Source organism: Stakelama sediminis, assembly GCF_014199335.1.
GTDB classification, from domain to species: Bacteria; Pseudomonadota; Alphaproteobacteria; order Sphingomonadales; family Sphingomonadaceae; genus Sphingomonas; species Sphingomonas sediminis.
The window spans coordinates 368,894-383,655 of the sequence record NZ_JACIJI010000001.1; the positions used below are offsets into that span (position 1 = coordinate 368,894).

Consider the following 14,762-nt stretch of genomic DNA (forward strand, 5'->3'; position numbering starts at 1 on the left):
CCGGTCCTCAAATCACGAGTTCGCGCGGACGCTTTTTCAGCCATTCCGCAACCATCAGTCGGGTGAAAGTGACGGCGGTGAACACCGACGTCACGATACCGATGGTCAACACCACCGCGAAGCCGCGAACCGGCCCCGAACCGAAAATGAACATGATAACCGCCGCAATCACGTTGGTGATGTTGGCGTCGAAAATGGCGCGGCTGGCTTCCTTATAGCCGACCTCGACCGACTGGATGATGCTGCGCCCGCGTCGCTGCTCCTCACGAATACGCTCGTTGATCAGCACGTTGGCGTCCACCGCCGCACCGATCGTCAGCACAAAGCCCGCAATACCCGGCAGGGTCAGCGTTGCGTTGAACAGGGCCATGATGCCGATGATCATGACGATATTCGCAATCAGTGCGACCGTCGCATAGACGCCGAAGCGGAAATAGGTGACCAGCATGAAGACGATCACCAGGAAGGTGGCGATCCCGGCCGCCAGCCCGCCTTTGCTGATCGAATCGGCACCCAGTTCGGGGCTGATCGTGTTCTGGTCGACGACCTTCAGCGCGATGGGCAGCTTGCCCGACCGCAAGGCGATTGCCAGTTCATTGGCCGAATCGACGGTGAAACCGCCTTCGATCATCGCACTGCCGCCCAGAATCTGCTGATTGATAACGGGTGCGGAAATCACGACGTTATCGACGATGATCGCAAAGCGCTTGCCGACATTTTGCTGCGTCGTGCGGGCAAAACGGCGGCCACCGGTCGCGTCGAACTTCATCGTCACGATCGGCTGGTTGGTCTGCTGGCTGAATTCCTGCCGGGCATCGGTCAGCATGTCGCCGCTGATGATCGTCGGACGCTTCAGCGCGATCTTCGTCCCCGCCGATGGATAGGGCAGAATCACGTCGCCGATCGGCGCATCGCCCTTCGCCACCTGTTGCGGGTCGGCATTTTCATCGACCATCTTGAATTCAAGTTTGGCCGTTTTGCCGAGCAGTGCCTTTAGCTGCGCCGGGTTCTGAAGTCCCGGCACCTGCACGACAATGCGGTTATCGCCCTGACGCACAATCGTCGGTTCCAGCGTACCGAGTGCGTTGATGCGGCGATCCACCACCTCTCGCGCGTCGTTCATCGCACGGTTCAGCGCCTCGGCATCGCCTGCCTTGGTCGGCGTGATAACGAAGCGGTTCGAGTCGACAACGTCGATATTCCATTCGCGCTGGCCGGTCAGTCCGGCCCCGCTGCCTGTGCTTTTCAGCAGGCGTTCACGCGCGGCATCGACCTGCGACGCGTCGCGCACCATGAAGCTGACCTGCCCGTTGCGAGTCGAAATGTCCCCGATGGCGATCGACGGCCCCTGCCGCATGTCGTTGAGGACCGTGTCACGCATATGGTCGAGCCGGTCATGCTCGAATCCCTGCGTATCGCCTTCCAGCAGGATATAACTGCCGCCGGCAAGGTCGAGACCCAGATTGATCGCGGGCTTCGGCACCCAGCTCGGCCAGGATTCGCGCGCGGTCTTGGGGAAGAAACTGGGCACGGCAAACAGCATCGCGACGATAATCGTCACGATGACGGTCCAGACCTTCCAGCGGGGGAAATCGAGCATCAGTCGTTCGCCGGCTTCGCGGTGCCGGGTGTGATCACCTCAGAGAGCGTCGATTTCACGGCGCGGACCTTCATGCCCTGCGCCAGTTCGATCTCTGCATACTGATCATCGACCTTGGTCACCTTGCCGACAAGCCCGCCGCCGGTCACGACCTGATCGCCGCGCTTGACGGCATTCACCGCCTTTTGATGATCGCGCATCCGTTTTTGCTGCGGCCGGATCATCAGGAACCAGAAGGCCAGAAAGATGAGAATCAGCGGCGCGAAGGACAGGATGGCACCGGCGGTGCTGCCTTGGGCACCTGCGGCTCCGGCGGTCGAGGCAAAGGCTGGGGTTATGAACATAGTGTCCTGAAAAAGCTGTGGGACGAGTGTATCAAAACACTCGCTGTCAAGCCGCGCGCGCTATCACGCGGCGGCGGCGCGTGCAACTCCCCCGGCATGATGTGCCAACACCCCCTTGCATCGCGAACGCGTTCGGCATAGATGCCCCCACCTCGGTCGGGACGTAGCGCAGCCTGGTAGCGCATCACACTGGGGGTGTGGGGGTCGCTGGTTCGAATCCAGTCGTCCCGACCAACTAATTTCCACCCCCTCAACAGCTTAACCGTAACGCGCCACTATCGCCCGCCGGGTGAAGCGAGTTCGCGCAACGCATCGCCCGTGACGCGCTGGATTCGCCATTCGTCCATGCCGGTCGCGCCCATCTTGCGATAAAAATCGATCGCGGGCTGGTTCCAGTCGAGCACCGACCATTCGAAGCGGCCGCAATCGCGTTCCAACGCCACGCCCGCCAGATGCCGCAGCACGGCCGTCCCCACCCCTGCCCCGCGCGCGTCCGGCGTCACGTACAGATCTTCGAGATACAGCCCCTTCTTTCCCGTCCAGGTCGAGAAATTATGGAAGAACAGCGCGAAACCCACTGCTTTCCCATCGAGTTCGGCGATTAACGCTTCGGCGGAATGCTCCGTGAACAAAGCGTGTGCGATCATCGCCTCATCTGCCTCGACGGCATCGGGTTCGCGCTCAAAGGCGGCGAGTTCGCGCACGAAATACAGAATCTGCGGCACATCGGCGCGCTCGGCGGGTCGGATATCGATCATGGGTTCTGGATTTCCGCTTCGGCAAAGGGTTGGGGTTTGCGCCGCGCGGCATAAAGGCAACCGGCGACAATGCAAAGCGCCCCCGCCAGCGTCCAGGGCGATACATGCTCGCCGAAAAACAGCCATCCGAACAGAGAGGCCCAGACGAACGAGCTATATTCGGTCGGGGCCAGATAGCTCGCTTCGCCATGGCGATAGGCCCAGGCGAGCAGCATCAGCGATCCCGTGGCCAGCACCGCCGCAATGCCGATGGCGGGCCATTGCCCGCTCGGCGGCACTACGGCGAGCCAAGGCGATGCGCTCAACAGCCCGATCAGCACGAACCCGTTCTGCCAAAAGGCGATTTCCCGCGGATCGGCGCGCAACGCCTGCTGGCGCGCGAGAATCAGGTTATAGGAATAGCATAGCGCCGAACCGAGGATCGCCAACGCGCCCCACATCGCCGCATCGCCCAGATCGCTGCGGCTCTGCCCGAACAGAATAATGCCGATTCCCGCCAGCGCTGCCAGCGAACCGACGATGCTCGCCCGCCCCACCCGTTCACCGAGCAGGATTGCCGCAAGAAAGATGGCGATCAGCGGCGCGATATAGCTGAGCGAAATCGCCTGCGCCATCGGCACCCGCGCCAGCCCCCAGAAGAACAGCATTCCCATCGCCAGCGACACTGCCCCGCGCAGCGCGTGCAGGCCGATCACCCCCGGCGGTGGCATGGCGGGGCCGCGCGCGAAATGGATCAACGCGGCCAGCGGCACGATCACAAACCCGCGCCAAAGCATCGCGTTATAAACGCCGGTCGCAAGCACCAGCCCCTTCATCGCCGCGTCCATCATCGAAAAGGTCGCGATACCGATGACGGCGATCAGGAACGCCCGCGCCGGCGTCATTACTGCCCCTTGCCCCATCGGTTTCGCGCTATCCTCCCGCATGACAGCGCCATATAAGACTGGCGTGCACAGACAACGAAAATCCCTTGGCAACTGGCTCGCGCCTCCGCGGTTCGTGCTGTTCTGTGTGCTGGCAGTCGTCGCCATCCCTCTCGCCATCAGTCGCAGTAGCTGGTCGACCGGCACCATGATCGGATTCGACATCGCGGTATTCGCGTTTCTGGTCAGCTATGCGCCGCTGGTCCATAAGGCAGACAGCGTCGATATGCGCGACCTTGCCCGCCGCAACGACGCCAACCGCGCGATCCTGCTCGGTATCACCAGCGTCTCGGTACTTGCCGTGCTGGCCTCGGTCACCACCGAACTGAGCGGCAAAGGCAGGCCCGACGTGGCAATACTGGTTCTGGTACTGGCGACCCTGATCCTCGCCTGGATTTTCGGCAATTTCGTCTATGCGCTGCACTATGCGCATCTCTTTTATGTTCAGACGGACAAGAACGGCGATTCAGGCGGGCTGGATTTTCCCGACACGCCGGAGCCGCGTTATTGGGACTTTATCTATTTCGCCTTCACGCTGGGCATGACATTCCAGACGTCCGACACCGGCATATGCACGACGCGACTGCGCCGCATCGTCACGCTTCATTCGATGGCAGCATTCGTATTCAATCTCGGTGTGATCGCCTTCACGATCAACGTGCTGGGCGGGAGCTAGGCAGCGACTACTCCGCCGCTTCCATCGCGGTTGCCTCACCCGCGTCGATCTCGGCGGCCTTGGCCTCGACCAGCTTGACGATATGGTCGATCATGTCGGCATCCTGCACATGATGGTCGGTGACGCCCGACAGATAGACCATGTGCTTGCCCGCACCGCCGCCCGTGATGCCGATATCGGTTTCGCGTGCCTCGCCGGGGCCGTTGACGACGCAGCCCAGCACCGACAGCGACATGGGCGTGCGAATGTGCTGAAGGCGTTCCTCCAGCTTCTGCACGGTACGGATGACGTCAAAGCCCTGCCGCGCGCAACTGGGACAGCTCACCACGCGCACGCCGCGATTGCGGATGCCCAGCGCCTTCAGAATCTCGAAGCCGACGCGTACCTCATCCTCCGGCTCGGCCGACAGCGAGACGCGGATCGTGTCGCCGATCCCGAACCATAGCAGAGAGCCGATGCCGATTGCCGACTTTACGGTGCCCGCGACGAAGCCGCCCGCTTCGGTAATGCCCAGATGCAGGGGACAATCGACCATCTCTGCAAGCTGCTGATAGGCGGCGACGGCGAGGAACTGGTCTGACGCCTTCACCGCCACCTTGAATTCGTGGAAATCATGGTCCTGCAGGATCCTGATATGATCCATCGCGGATTCGACCAGCGCATCCGGGCACGGCTCGCCATATTTTTCGAGCAGGTCTTTTTCCAGACTGCCCGCATTCACGCCGATACGGATCGAACAGCCATTCGCCTTTGCCGCGTTGATGACTTCCTGCACCCGCTGTTCGGAGCCGATATTGCCGGGATTGATGCGCAGGCATGCCGCACCCGCGTCCGCAGCTTCCAGTGCGCGCTTATAGTGAAAGTGAATGTCCGCCACGATCGGCACGCGCGACGCGCGCACGATCTGTTTCAGCGCGGTGGTGCTTTCCACATCGGGACACGAGACACGGATAATGTCGACACCCGCTTCCTCGCACCGGCGAATCTGGTCGATCGTCGCCTTTGCATCGCTTGTCGGCGTATTGGTCATGGTCTGCACCGTCACCGGCGCATCGCCGCCCACCGGTACGTCGCCGACCATGATCTGACGGCTTTTGCGGCGGATAATATCCCGCCAGGGACGAACGGACATGCAGGCCTCACTAACGCTTCGCTGATTGCCGCATATATAACCGTCCCGCGTGACACATAAAAGGCGAAGGCGGGAAAAAGAGGGCCATGCCGGTATCGCCAATGTTCACCGCCTGCTAGGGCCGACCCGATGACGACGCAAAAACCCGCATCAATGCGCCATTACGGCATGGACTGGTTGCGGGTCGGCGCCTTCGCGCTGCTCATCCTCTATCATATCGCCATGGTGTTCATTCCGTGGAACTACCATGTGAAATCGACGCACATCGTGCACTGGGCGGTGCTGCCGATGCTGGCGATCAACGCGTGGCGGCTGAGCCTGCTGTTCGTCGTATCGGGCTATGCCAGTCGCGCATTGCTGCGCCGTACCGGCAATCCTGGAGAATTCGCGCGCAACCGGTCCCTGCGCCTGCTGATCCCGCTCGCTTTCGGCATAATCGTCGTGGTGCCCGTGCAGCCCTGGGTCGAACTCGTTACCAAATACGGCTTCACGCACAGCTTCGCCTGGTTCTGGCTGCATGATTTTTTCAGCTTCCGGACCATCGACGGACTGTTCCTGCCCAACTGGAACCATTTGTGGTTCGTCGGCTATCTATGGGTCTATACGATGGTCCTCATCGCCGGGGCCGCACTGATCCGCAGCAACCGGGTGCAGCAGTTTTTCGACCGGCTGTTCGGCGGCATCGGCGTGCTGCTGATCCCGATGGCATGGCTGCTGATGGTCCATACATGGTGGTTCCCGATGGTCGGTGAAACGCACATGCTGTTCGACGACGGGATTGCGCACGCCGCCTATTTCCCTGCCTTTCTGTTCGGCTTCGCGCTGGGCGGGTCGGAAACGGTAATGCGCGCCATCGGTCGCTGGTGGACGGTTGCCGCCGTACTGGCAATGCTTGGGTATGCAACGATCCTTGCGATCGAACTGCACTGGACCGACAATTTCCTGCAAGGCGGCACGCGGATTACCGTTTATGCCGGTGCCCATGCCGTGCAACAGGGAAGCGCCGTCATCGCGCTGATCGGGATTGCCGACCGGTTCTGGAACCACAACTACCCCATCCGCGCGACCCTGACGGAGGCGGTGTTCCCTTTCTATATCATCCATCAGACGATCATCGTGTTCGGCATGTACCTGTTGCTGCCCGCCGGCTTGCCGGGCTGGGCACAGTTCGCGATCCTGCTGGTGGCGACGGTGGCGGGGTGCTGGCTGTTTTACCGGGTGGGCCGCGCGATCGTGCCGCTGCGCCCGCTGGTCGGCCTGCGCCTGCATAAGCCGCAACGCAAGGAATCCTCGCTCGCGGTGGTATGAAGCGGCATACTCTTGCCCTCGAATCGGGGGAGTTCGAATCATGCGCTGTTTCTTTGTGTTGCTGGGAGCCTTGCTGATGTCCGCCACGCCCGCCGCCGCGAAGGAGGATGCAACCGGCTGGACGCTCGTCATCCATGGCGGCGCAGGGATTATCGAGCGCGACCGGGTGACGCCCGAACAGGAAGTCGCCGTGCGCACCGGCATGAATGCGGCGCTCGACGCAGGAACCGCCGTGCTGAAACAGGGCGGCAGCGCCATGGACGCGGTCGAGGCCGCGATCCGCGTGCTGGAAGACGACCCCAATTTCAACGCAGGACGCGGCGCGGTCTATACCTGGGACGGGCGCAACGAACTCGACGCCTCGATCATGGACGGACGGACGCGCGATGCAGGCGCGGTGGCGGGCGTCGGTGTGGTGCGTCACCCCATCAGTCTTGCCCGCGCAGTCATGGAGCACAGCCCGCACGTCATGTTGTCCGGCAAGGGCGCGGAGGAATTTGCCCGCGAACAGAAGCTGGAAATCGTGCCGCCAGGCTGGTTCGGAACAGAACGCCGCCGCGAGCAGCTCGACAGACTGCGCGGCAATGACAAGCTGAGCTGGTTCGACATCGACCTGAAATACGGCACCGTCGGCGCGGTTGCGCGCGATGCGCAGGGCCATGTCGCCGCCGCCACCTCCACCGGCGGCCTGACCGGCAAGCGCTGGGACCGGATCGGCGACTCCCCGATCATCGGCGCGGGCACCTATGCCGACGACCGGGCCTGTGCGGTTTCCGCGACCGGCGCGGGCGAATATTTCATCCGCGAAGGCGTGGCGCATGAAATCTGCGCACGCGTCCGCTTCACCGGCGAAACGCTGAAACAGGCCGCCGATGCGGTAATGGCAGAGGTGAAGGACCTGGGCGGCACCGGTGGCGTGATCCTGACCGGCCCGACGGGTGAGATGGCATGGAGCTTCAACACGCCGGGCATGTATCGGGCAAAGGTCAGCGCCGATACGCCGCGCATCGTTGAAATGTACGAAGAAGAATAGCCCCTGCCCTTGTGGCAAACCGGGCTGGTGCCCGACCGGGACACCCTCTAAACCGCGTCCATGATTCGTCGCCTTCTCGCGCTCGCCACGCTGTTCGCCGCCCTTCTCGCGCCCGCTACGGCGTCAGCCTATTGGGAATATGGGCATGAGACGATCGGGCGCATCGCCTATCTGAACGTAAAGCCCGAAACGCGCGCGGCGATCGACCGGCTGCTCAGCCATTCGGCGCTGCTCGACACGCCGACCTGTCCGGCGCGCACGGTGGCGGAAGCAAGCGTGTGGCCCGACTGTATCAAGAAACTGGGTGACCGGTTCAGCTATGCCTATTCCTGGCACTATCAGAATGTGAACATCTGCAAGCCGTTCAACCTGAAACCCGCATGTAAGGACGGTAATTGCGTGTCGGCGCAGATTGAACGCGATGTGCGCCTGCTGAAGGACAGGAAAAAGGTGCCGCTGCGCGAACGCGTGCAGGCGCTCGCGTTCCTCATCCATTTCGTCGGTGATCTGCACCAGCCGCTGCACGCCGCCGATCACGGCGATCTGGGCGGCAATAAGCTGAAGGCCACCTATGGCATCTATTCCACGCCGAAACTCAATCTGCACATGATATGGGACGGCTATCTGGCCGAACGCGCCATCACCACGCCGCCGTCACTGGTGAAGCGCTATCCGGCAGCGGTACGCAAGAAGATTGCGGCGGGCACGGTAAAGGACTGGAGCCGCCAGAACTGGGAAGTCAGCCGCGACATCGCCTATGCCAGTGCGGAGGGCGGCGATCCCTGTGCGAAGCCCGAGCCGAAGCATGTAACACTGAGCAACAAGACCATCGCGAAGCTCATCCCGGCGGCACGCCTGCAGGTGGAGCGCGCCGGATTGCGTCTGGCAAAACTGCTCGACGAGGCGCTCGGCTAAGCTGCCCGGCGGTGCAGGAACAAGGACACTATATCGTCCGATTGCTTCCTTCCGGCATTGATCTACCCTCCTGCATCGCCCGAGAGCAGGAGAGAGACGATGACGCAAACGCCTTCGCAGCAGATCGACGCACGGATTGCGGAACTTGCCGACTGGCGCGGGGAGATGCTTTCCCGGCTACGCGCGCTGATACTGGAAACCGACCCGGCAATTACCGAAGACTGGAAATGGCGCGGCGTTCCCGTCTGGTATCGGGACGGCATGGTGTGCACGGGCGAAAGCTATAGGGACAAGCTGAAGCTGACCTTTGCCAAGGGCGCGTCGCTGAAAGATCCGGCCGGGATGTTCAACGCAAGCATGGACGGCAAAGTCCGGCGTGCCATCGACCTGTACGAGGGAGACGTCGTTGATGCAGCCGCCTTTCAGGCGTTGATCCAAGAGGCGATCGCCGCAAACCGCAAGCGCGCCTGACCGCGAGAACTCGCCGCTACCGTCGCGCTCCCCAGTGCCAGCGGCAGCCGCCGTCGGTCTTGCGACAGGCCAGGAGCGCAAAACCAAGCGTCAGCGGGAGGGCATAGGCAAGGCGCGCAGCATGATTGGGAAGGATGCGCATCCCCACCATTAGTAACAGCACAAACGCCCCGGTAGAAAGCCATCCCTGCCACGTTACCGGCGTCGCGCCCCAGCCGAACAGCTTCGGCGCAAACCAATAGCCGGGACGCACCGCATATGCTCTGCGAACACTATCGACGATGCCCTGCTTCCTCATGCCAACACCAGTGCGATGCCGATAGTAAGCAGCGCGCCGAAGCCGGCGATCAGCCAGGGCCGATGCTTTTTGGGAGCTATGAACGCCATCATCATTTCTCTTCTCCTTTGGGGGGACGCCCGCGCCGCGGTCGCACCGGATCAGCGAGCCTGACGCCGCGCTTGCCAAGCGCCTCTCTCAACAGACATTCGATCTGGGCGTTGACGCTTCGGAGGTCGGACGCCGCCGACCGCTCGATCGCCGCATGCAGTGCGGGATCGAGACGGAGCGGAAATGCCTTTTTCGAAGCCTTGGCCAAAACGCCCTTCCCCGCTTACTGGTACAGCGAACCCGCATTGACGACCGGCTGCGTATCGCGTTCGGCGCACAGCACGACCATCAGGTTGGAGACCATCGCGGCACGGCGTTCGTCATCCAGTTCGACGACATTCTTTTCCGAAAGCTGGTCGAGCGCGGTTTCGACCATCGTCACCGCCCCTTCCACCAGTTTCTGCCGGGCAGCGATAACCGCCTCGGCCTGCTGACGGCGCAGCATCGCCTGGGCAATTTCCTGCGCATAGGCAAGGTGCGTCAACCGGCACTCGTCGATAGAGATACCCGCCACCGCCACGCGGTCCTGCAATTCGACGCGCAGTTCTTCGCTGATATGGTCAGCATCGCCGCGTAACGTCTTCTCTCCATGACTGAAATCGTCATAGGGATAGCGCGATCCGATCACCCGCACCGCGCTTTCGATCTGGATGTTCACGAACTGCATATAGTCATCGACGTCATAAAGCGCCTGCGCCGTGTCGGACACGCGCCACACGACGTTGGAGGCAATCTCGATCGGATTGCCGCGCAGATCGTTCACCTTCAGCCGTTCCGAGGTGATGTTGTGCACACGCACCGAAATCGTCTTGCGGATCATCCACGGCCATACCCAGCGCAGCCCGGTCGAACGATCCGTGCCGCGATAATCGCCGAACAACAGGATTGCCGCCGCCTGATTGGGCTGAAGCAGATAAAAGCCCGACGCGAAAAAGATTGCGATGAGAATGCCCGACGCGATCAGCACCGGACCGAGCGGAACATTGCTCGCATGATAAATACCGAGCGCCACCAGCACCAAACCGCCAAGCACGACCAGCAGCATCGGATAGCCGCTGGTGGTTTGCGCGGACCGTTCGGCCGACGTGCGCAACGCATGAGGCCGGGCAATAGATTCAACCATCTCACCCTCCGTTAAATATGATATTATATTTATATCGAATCAGATAAGACGGCAAGTGAAATCGACAGCACGCAAAATGCGAACAGGCGCCACCGGTCGGTTCCGGTGACGCCCGCGCGCGACGAAAGATTCGGCGATGCTAGTTGAGCACCACCGTCACGGCGCGACGGTTCTGCGCCCAGTCCTGCGGCGTGTCGCCCAGTGCGATCGGGCGTTCCTTGCCATAGCTGATCGTCGTGATACGCGACGAATCCACGCCCTGCGCGATCAGGTAATTGGCGGCCGCGTTGGCACGCCGGTCGCCCAGCGCAAGGTTATATTCGCGCGTGCCGCGTTCGTCGCAATGTCCTTCGACCGTGATATGGACATTGGGATATTTCTTCAGCCAGGTCGCCTGACTGTCGAGAATCTGCTGCGACTGCGGATCGACATTATAGGCGTCTGTGTCGAAATGAATCGTATCGCTGACCACCGACTGTTCGAAATCGGCTTTCGACCCCGGAACCACGCCCGTCTGCGGGGGCGGAGGGGTCGGCGTTGGTGTGGCCGCCGGCGGCGTGGACGGCGGCGCGGGAGGCAGCACGTCGGGACGCTTCTTGGCACAGCCGGCGGTAGCCACCAGTGCCGCGGCGATAATCAGGCGAGATGTCATTCTGGGCATAACCGCTCCATTGCTGCTGAACGTCTGTTTCGCTTCCGATACAGTGCCGAAGGACGTACTTGGTTCCCTCAACCCGTACAATTACTTCCGTAACGGACCCCAATCCGGGTCAGATCCACCCAGAGGCGTGGGGATATGATGTTCATATTGTCCGGTAAGATCAACTGTCCAGATTTGCGGCAGGCCACTTCCTCTGGGCGTCCGCTGGAACACGATGACCCGGCCGTTCGGGGCCCAGCTCGGCCCCTCATCCTGCCATGAGTCGGTGAGCAGTCGCTGGCCGCTGCCGTCCGGCTTCATCACCCCGATGCGGAAATTTGCCCCGATATGCGTATAGGCGATCAGGTCGCCGCGCGGGCTCCAGGCGGGCGTCCCATAGCGCCCTGAGCCAAAGCTGATGCGGTGCTGGTTCGAACCATCGGCGTTCATTATATAGACTTGCTGCGTTCCGGACCGATCGCTTTCGAACGCGATCCGGCTGCCGTCGGGCGAATAGCTGCCGCCGGTGTCGATGCCCGGCGAATTCGTCAGGCGCTGCGGCGTGCCGCCACCGATGGGAATACGATACAGGTCGGTATTCCCCCCGATCGCCATGGAAAACAGTACCCAGCGCCCATCCGGCGACACGACCGGACCAAAAGTCAGGTGCCGTCCCGAAACCAGCTCACGCGAATGACCCGAGCCCAGATTATAGACATGGATCGACGGCTGTTTATTGGCATAGCTCATATAGACGATCGTCTGCTGATTGGGCGCGAAGCGCGGCGTCAGCACGATCGACTGGCCATTGGTCAGGAAACGGTGATTGGCGCCGTCCTGATCCATGATCGCCAGCCGCTTGATACGATGCGTCTTGGGTCCGGTTTCGGAGACATAGACGATACGGCTGTCGAAATAGGGGCCATCGCCCGTCATCCGGGTATAGACCATGTCAGCGCATTTATGCGCCGCGCGGCGCCATTCGCCGGGGGAAACCACAAAGCCCTGACGCTGCAACTCATTCTGCGCAAACACGTCATAGAGATAACAGCCGACGGTCAGCGTGCCGTCGCTGTTCGCCTTTACAAACCCCTGGACCAGCGCCTGCGCACCCGTCGTGCTCCAGTAATCGAAGGTCGGCGCACTGACCTGCTGAAAACTGACGGGGCGCAACACGTCGGGCGAAAGCGGCCGGAACAGGCCCGAATTCTTCAGATCGTCGGAAATCACCTGCGCAAGCTGCCTGCCGAGCTGATCGGTCGGTCCGGCAGCGGTGTTCACCGGCGTATCAGTCGGCATGGCGGGCACCGCGATCGGTGTCGGCGCGGATGCACCGCCCACCACATTCACCTCCACCTGCGCAAAAGCAGCCTGGTGAAACAGCAACAGGGCCAGCGGCGCGAGGATCAGGCGCGCGATCCGGGTCCATAGGCGTGTCGGCATCGTCATTCTCCGCTGTCGCCCGTTATCCGGGCAGCTTATAGGTCAGGATGATATCTTTCCAGCCGCGTCCGCCAACATCATAATATTTGTCGGGCAGATGATAGGGCGCACAGGCAATGAACGCCCCCTTTGCCAGTTCGGCTACACGCTGGGCATAGCGGCGGTTTTCCGCCGTAATTCCGGTCTGACCGCGTAATTCGGGACGCGCGGCGAGCGATCCGTCGCGATTCATCTGAATACGCAGCCTGGACGAAATTTCGTTGGCGCCCGGGCCGGGACTCGTCAAACGGTTGGCGCAGGGCTGTACCTGTCGCTGGATGACGCTCGACAAATCGGCGATGATCGCGTCGCCCAGTTCGGCGGCACGCGGCGCATCCGCGCTTCCCTTGCCAATTGCGGCCATGCTGCGCTCAAACGCCTTGTCGATTTTCGGCCCCTTGGCGGCCGTTTTCTCTTCGGTCTTCTTTTTGCTGCTCGCGGTTTTTTCCGGCGTTGCAGCGGACTTCGCCTTTTCAGGCTTTTTGGGCGCAGGTTTGGGTTTTTCCGGTGCAGGCTTGTCAGCGGGTTTGGGTGCAGGCGCCGATTTCTTCTCCGGCGTAGGTGCGGCCACCCTGGGCTGTTCGGGTGCGGGAATCGGCGGCGGCGCCTTGGACATCTGGCCAAGGTCGGGCGCACTTGCCGCGGCGGGCGGAGCCGTCAGGTTGGGCGATTGCGATTTCATCGCCACGTCGCTGACCAGCGACACGTCGATCGGCGGCGTCACATCGACCGGTTTTTCCGCATGAAGAAAACTCAGCGACAACAGCGCGAATACGGCCACATGGCCCAGCGCCGATCCGCTCAGCGCAAAACTGTCCCGACGAGTCAAGGCTGCACCTCCCTCACCGCTTGTCGTTGCTTACCGTGACCAGCGCGACCCGGTTCAGCCCGGCACGGTTCAGCTCGCCCATGACCAGCATCACCTTGCCATATTGCAGGGCGCGGTCGGCGCGCAGCATCACCTGCGGCGGTTTGCCGTCGGGGGCCTGCGCGGCGATCTTCGCCAGCACATCGGGCAGAATACCTTCGGTCACTTCATCCTTGCCGACATAGATACGGCCGTCTGAATCGATGGCGATTTCCACCGGCTTATTATCCTGATCGAGCTGCTTGGCGCGGCTGTCGGGCAGGTTCACCTTGACGCCCGCGGTCAGCAGCGGCGCCGTCACCATAAAAATGATCAGCAGCACCAGCATCACGTCGACCAGCGGCGTGACGTTGATCTCCGCCATCGGCGTCCGGCGCCCCTTCGCACGGGCGGAAGGAAGCTGCATCGCCATCGCCTAGCGCGCCTCCAGCTGGCGGCTGAGCGTGGTGTGGAAGCCATCGGCAAAACGGCTCAACCGCGCTTCCACGCGGTTAATCGAATGGCTGAACCGGTTATAGGCGATCACTGCCGGAATGGCTGCGAACAGACCCAGTGCGGTCGCGAACAACGCCTCGGCAATGCCCGGCGCGACCACCGCGAGCGACGAATTCTGCTCGCCCGCAATCGCGGTGAAGGCACGCATAATGCCCCACACCGTACCGAACAGGCCGACGAACGGGGCGACCGACCCGATGGTGGCAAGGATATTGAGGCGGTCGGCCATGCGATCGACCTCGGCAGCGACTGCCGCGCCCATCACCGTCGCCAGCCGCTCGCGCGTACCGTCGCGGTCAATGCTGCGCTGGCCGGTCGAGCGCCGCCATTCGGTGACGCCTGCCGCAAACACCCGCGCAACGGGGCTGTCATCGTCGCCCCGCACGCGATGAAAGTCGTCGATATTGTCCGATTTTCGGAAATCGCGCTCGAATCGCCGGATCGTATTGTTGGTTCCGCGCATCCGTGAGGAAAAGCCGATGATGATCATCCAGGTCCAGACACTGGCCAGGATAAGGCCCAGCATCACCAGCTTGACCACCCAGTCGGCCTGTAGAAACAGCGCGATCGGCGAAAGCGTCGCCGCATCGGTGTTCAGCATGACAT

General features: G+C 62.0%; 18 protein-coding genes and 1 tRNA gene. 6 read left to right on the forward strand and 13 right to left on the reverse strand.

Annotated features, from left to right (window positions below; genetic code table 11):
* Nucleotides 1-7 precede the first annotated feature (7 nt).
* Nucleotides 8-1,600: a protein translocase subunit SecD gene (gene secD, locus FHR23_RS01835; protein ID WP_184001220.1), complete on the reverse strand. Its 1,593-nt coding sequence runs from the start codon at nucleotides 1,598-1,600 to the stop codon at nucleotides 8-10.
* Complete coding sequence (yajC, locus tag FHR23_RS01840) at nucleotides 1,600-1,944, reverse strand: preprotein translocase subunit YajC (RefSeq protein ID WP_184001221.1); 345 nt, start codon at nucleotides 1,942-1,944, stop codon at nucleotides 1,600-1,602. Before yajC ends, secD begins: the two co-directional genes overlap by 1 nt.
* A gap of 157 nt (nucleotides 1,945-2,101) precedes the next feature.
* Here yajC and FHR23_RS01845 point away from each other — a divergent pair.
* Nucleotides 2,102-2,178, forward strand: a tRNA-Pro gene (locus FHR23_RS01845).
* A 41-nt stretch (nucleotides 2,179-2,219) separates the two neighbouring features.
* On the opposite strand, the gene FHR23_RS01850 is transcribed toward FHR23_RS01845, so the two are convergent.
* Complete coding sequence (locus FHR23_RS01850) at nucleotides 2,220-2,702, reverse strand: GNAT family N-acetyltransferase (RefSeq protein WP_184001222.1); 483 nt, start codon at nucleotides 2,700-2,702, stop codon at nucleotides 2,220-2,222.
* The gene (locus FHR23_RS01855; protein WP_184001223.1) at nucleotides 2,699-3,586 is read right to left on the reverse strand and encodes a DMT family transporter; all 888 of its coding nucleotides are present in this window, start codon (nucleotides 3,584-3,586) and stop codon (nucleotides 2,699-2,701) included. The genes FHR23_RS01850 and FHR23_RS01855 overlap by 4 nt, the downstream gene beginning before the upstream one ends.
* A gap of 64 nt (nucleotides 3,587-3,650) precedes the next feature.
* Here FHR23_RS01855 and FHR23_RS01860 point away from each other — a divergent pair, with 64 nt between their 5' ends.
* Complete coding sequence (locus tag FHR23_RS01860) at nucleotides 3,651-4,301, forward strand: DUF1345 domain-containing protein (protein ID WP_343042939.1); 651 nt, start codon at nucleotides 3,651-3,653, stop codon at nucleotides 4,299-4,301.
* Between the two features lie 7 nt (nucleotides 4,302-4,308).
* Here FHR23_RS01860 and ispG read toward each other — a convergent pair whose 3' ends face one another.
* Nucleotides 4,309-5,433, reverse strand: coding sequence for a flavodoxin-dependent (E)-4-hydroxy-3-methylbut-2-enyl-diphosphate synthase (ispG, locus tag FHR23_RS01865; RefSeq protein ID WP_184001225.1), 1,125 nt, complete (start codon nucleotides 5,431-5,433; stop codon nucleotides 4,309-4,311).
* A 129-nt stretch (nucleotides 5,434-5,562) separates the two neighbouring features.
* Here ispG and FHR23_RS01870 point away from each other — a divergent pair, with 129 nt between their 5' ends.
* The 4 genes from FHR23_RS01870 (at nucleotide 5,563) to FHR23_RS01885 (ending at nucleotide 9,160) form a co-directional block, all read left to right on the forward strand.
* On the forward strand, nucleotides 5,563-6,741 hold the full coding sequence (locus FHR23_RS01870; RefSeq protein ID WP_246359651.1) for an acyltransferase family protein: 1,179 nt from the start codon (nucleotides 5,563-5,565) through the stop codon (nucleotides 6,739-6,741).
* Between the two features lie 76 nt (nucleotides 6,742-6,817).
* The gene (locus tag FHR23_RS01875) at nucleotides 6,818-7,774 is read left to right on the forward strand and encodes an isoaspartyl peptidase/L-asparaginase family protein (protein WP_246359717.1); all 957 of its coding nucleotides are present in this window, start codon (nucleotides 6,818-6,820) and stop codon (nucleotides 7,772-7,774) included.
* Between the two features lie 60 nt (nucleotides 7,775-7,834).
* The gene (locus tag FHR23_RS01880) at nucleotides 7,835-8,689 is read left to right on the forward strand and encodes a S1/P1 nuclease (protein WP_184001227.1); all 855 of its coding nucleotides are present in this window, start codon (nucleotides 7,835-7,837) and stop codon (nucleotides 8,687-8,689) included.
* A gap of 99 nt (nucleotides 8,690-8,788) precedes the next feature.
* The gene (locus tag FHR23_RS01885; protein ID WP_184001228.1) at nucleotides 8,789-9,160 is read left to right on the forward strand and encodes a DUF1801 domain-containing protein; all 372 of its coding nucleotides are present in this window, start codon (nucleotides 8,789-8,791) and stop codon (nucleotides 9,158-9,160) included.
* Nucleotides 9,161-9,176: 16 nt separating this feature from the next.
* Here the strand turns inward: FHR23_RS01885 and FHR23_RS01890 are convergent, their stop codons facing one another.
* The 8 genes from FHR23_RS01890 to tolQ all read right to left on the reverse strand — a co-directional run bounded on the left by FHR23_RS01890 (nucleotide 9,177) and on the right by tolQ (nucleotide 14,757).
* A complete protein-coding gene (locus tag FHR23_RS01890; protein WP_184001229.1) occupies nucleotides 9,177-9,458 on the reverse strand; it encodes a hypothetical protein in 282 nt (93 codons plus the stop codon).
* 91 nt (nucleotides 9,459-9,549) lie between these two features.
* Nucleotides 9,550-9,756, reverse strand: a complete 207-nt coding sequence (locus tag FHR23_RS01895; RefSeq protein WP_184001230.1) for a type II toxin-antitoxin system antitoxin — start codon at nucleotides 9,754-9,756, stop codon at nucleotides 9,550-9,552.
* Between the two features lie 15 nt (nucleotides 9,757-9,771).
* Complete coding sequence (locus tag FHR23_RS01900; RefSeq protein WP_184001231.1) at nucleotides 9,772-10,671, reverse strand: SPFH domain-containing protein; 900 nt, start codon at nucleotides 10,669-10,671, stop codon at nucleotides 9,772-9,774.
* Nucleotides 10,672-10,810: 139 nt separating this feature from the next.
* Nucleotides 10,811-11,332 carry a peptidoglycan-associated lipoprotein Pal gene (gene pal / locus FHR23_RS01905; protein ID WP_184001232.1) on the reverse strand — a complete coding sequence of 174 codons (522 nt, stop codon included), beginning with the start codon at nucleotides 11,330-11,332 and terminating at the stop codon, nucleotides 10,811-10,813.
* An 81-nt stretch (nucleotides 11,333-11,413) separates the two neighbouring features.
* Nucleotides 11,414-12,760 (reverse strand): Tol-Pal system beta propeller repeat protein TolB, encoded by a 1,347-nt coding sequence (gene tolB / locus FHR23_RS01910; RefSeq protein ID WP_184001233.1) that lies wholly within the window; start codon nucleotides 12,758-12,760, stop codon nucleotides 11,414-11,416.
* Between the two features lie 16 nt (nucleotides 12,761-12,776).
* On the reverse strand, nucleotides 12,777-13,622 hold the full coding sequence (locus FHR23_RS01915; protein WP_184001234.1) for a cell envelope biogenesis protein TolA: 846 nt from the start codon (nucleotides 13,620-13,622) through the stop codon (nucleotides 12,777-12,779).
* Between the two features lie 13 nt (nucleotides 13,623-13,635).
* Nucleotides 13,636-14,073: a protein TolR gene (gene tolR / locus FHR23_RS01920; protein ID WP_184001235.1), complete on the reverse strand. Its 438-nt coding sequence runs from the start codon at nucleotides 14,071-14,073 to the stop codon at nucleotides 13,636-13,638.
* A 3-nt stretch (nucleotides 14,074-14,076) separates the two neighbouring features.
* Nucleotides 14,077-14,757, reverse strand: a complete 681-nt coding sequence (tolQ, locus tag FHR23_RS01925; RefSeq protein ID WP_425506338.1) for a protein TolQ — start codon at nucleotides 14,755-14,757, stop codon at nucleotides 14,077-14,079.
* Nucleotides 14,758-14,762 lie beyond the last annotated feature (5 nt).

Excerpts from the sequence above, each read along its gene's own strand:
- ispG (WP_184001225.1), bottom strand. The coding sequence starts at position 5,433 with ATGTCCGTTCGTCCCTGGCGGGATATTATCCGCCGCAAAAGCCGTCAG.
- FHR23_RS01850 (WP_184001222.1), bottom strand. The coding sequence starts at position 2,702 with ATGATCGATATCCGACCCGCCGAGCGCGCCGATGTGCCGCAGATTCTG.
- FHR23_RS01885 (WP_184001228.1), top strand. The coding sequence starts at position 8,789 with ATGACGCAAACGCCTTCGCAGCAGATCGACGCACGGATTGCGGAACTT.
- FHR23_RS01890 (WP_184001229.1), bottom strand. The coding sequence starts at position 9,458 with ATGAGGAAGCAGGGCATCGTCGATAGTGTTCGCAGAGCATATGCGGTG.
- tolB (WP_184001233.1), bottom strand. The coding sequence starts at position 12,760 with ATGACGATGCCGACACGCCTATGGACCCGGATCGCGCGCCTGATCCTC.
- secD (WP_184001220.1), bottom strand. The coding sequence starts at position 1,600 with ATGCTCGATTTCCCCCGCTGGAAGGTCTGGACCGTCATCGTGACGATT.
- tolR (WP_184001235.1), bottom strand. The coding sequence starts at position 14,073 with ATGGCGATGCAGCTTCCTTCCGCCCGTGCGAAGGGGCGCCGGACGCCG.
- FHR23_RS01870 (WP_246359651.1), top strand. The coding sequence starts at position 5,563 with ATGACGACGCAAAAACCCGCATCAATGCGCCATTACGGCATGGACTGG.
- pal (WP_184001232.1), bottom strand. The coding sequence starts at position 11,332 with ATGCCCAGAATGACATCTCGCCTGATTATCGCCGCGGCACTGGTGGCT.
- tolQ (WP_425506338.1), bottom strand. The coding sequence starts at position 14,757 with ATGCTGAACACCGATGCGGCGACGCTTTCGCCGATCGCGCTGTTTCTA.
- FHR23_RS01855 (WP_184001223.1), bottom strand. The coding sequence starts at position 3,586 with ATGACGCCGGCGCGGGCGTTCCTGATCGCCGTCATCGGTATCGCGACC.
- FHR23_RS01875 (WP_246359717.1), top strand. The coding sequence starts at position 6,818 with ATGTCCGCCACGCCCGCCGCCGCGAAGGAGGATGCAACCGGCTGGACG.
- yajC (WP_184001221.1), bottom strand. The coding sequence starts at position 1,944 with ATGTTCATAACCCCAGCCTTTGCCTCGACCGCCGGAGCCGCAGGTGCC.
- FHR23_RS01900 (WP_184001231.1), bottom strand. The coding sequence starts at position 10,671 with ATGGTTGAATCTATTGCCCGGCCTCATGCGTTGCGCACGTCGGCCGAA.
- FHR23_RS01880 (WP_184001227.1), top strand. The coding sequence starts at position 7,835 with ATGATTCGTCGCCTTCTCGCGCTCGCCACGCTGTTCGCCGCCCTTCTC.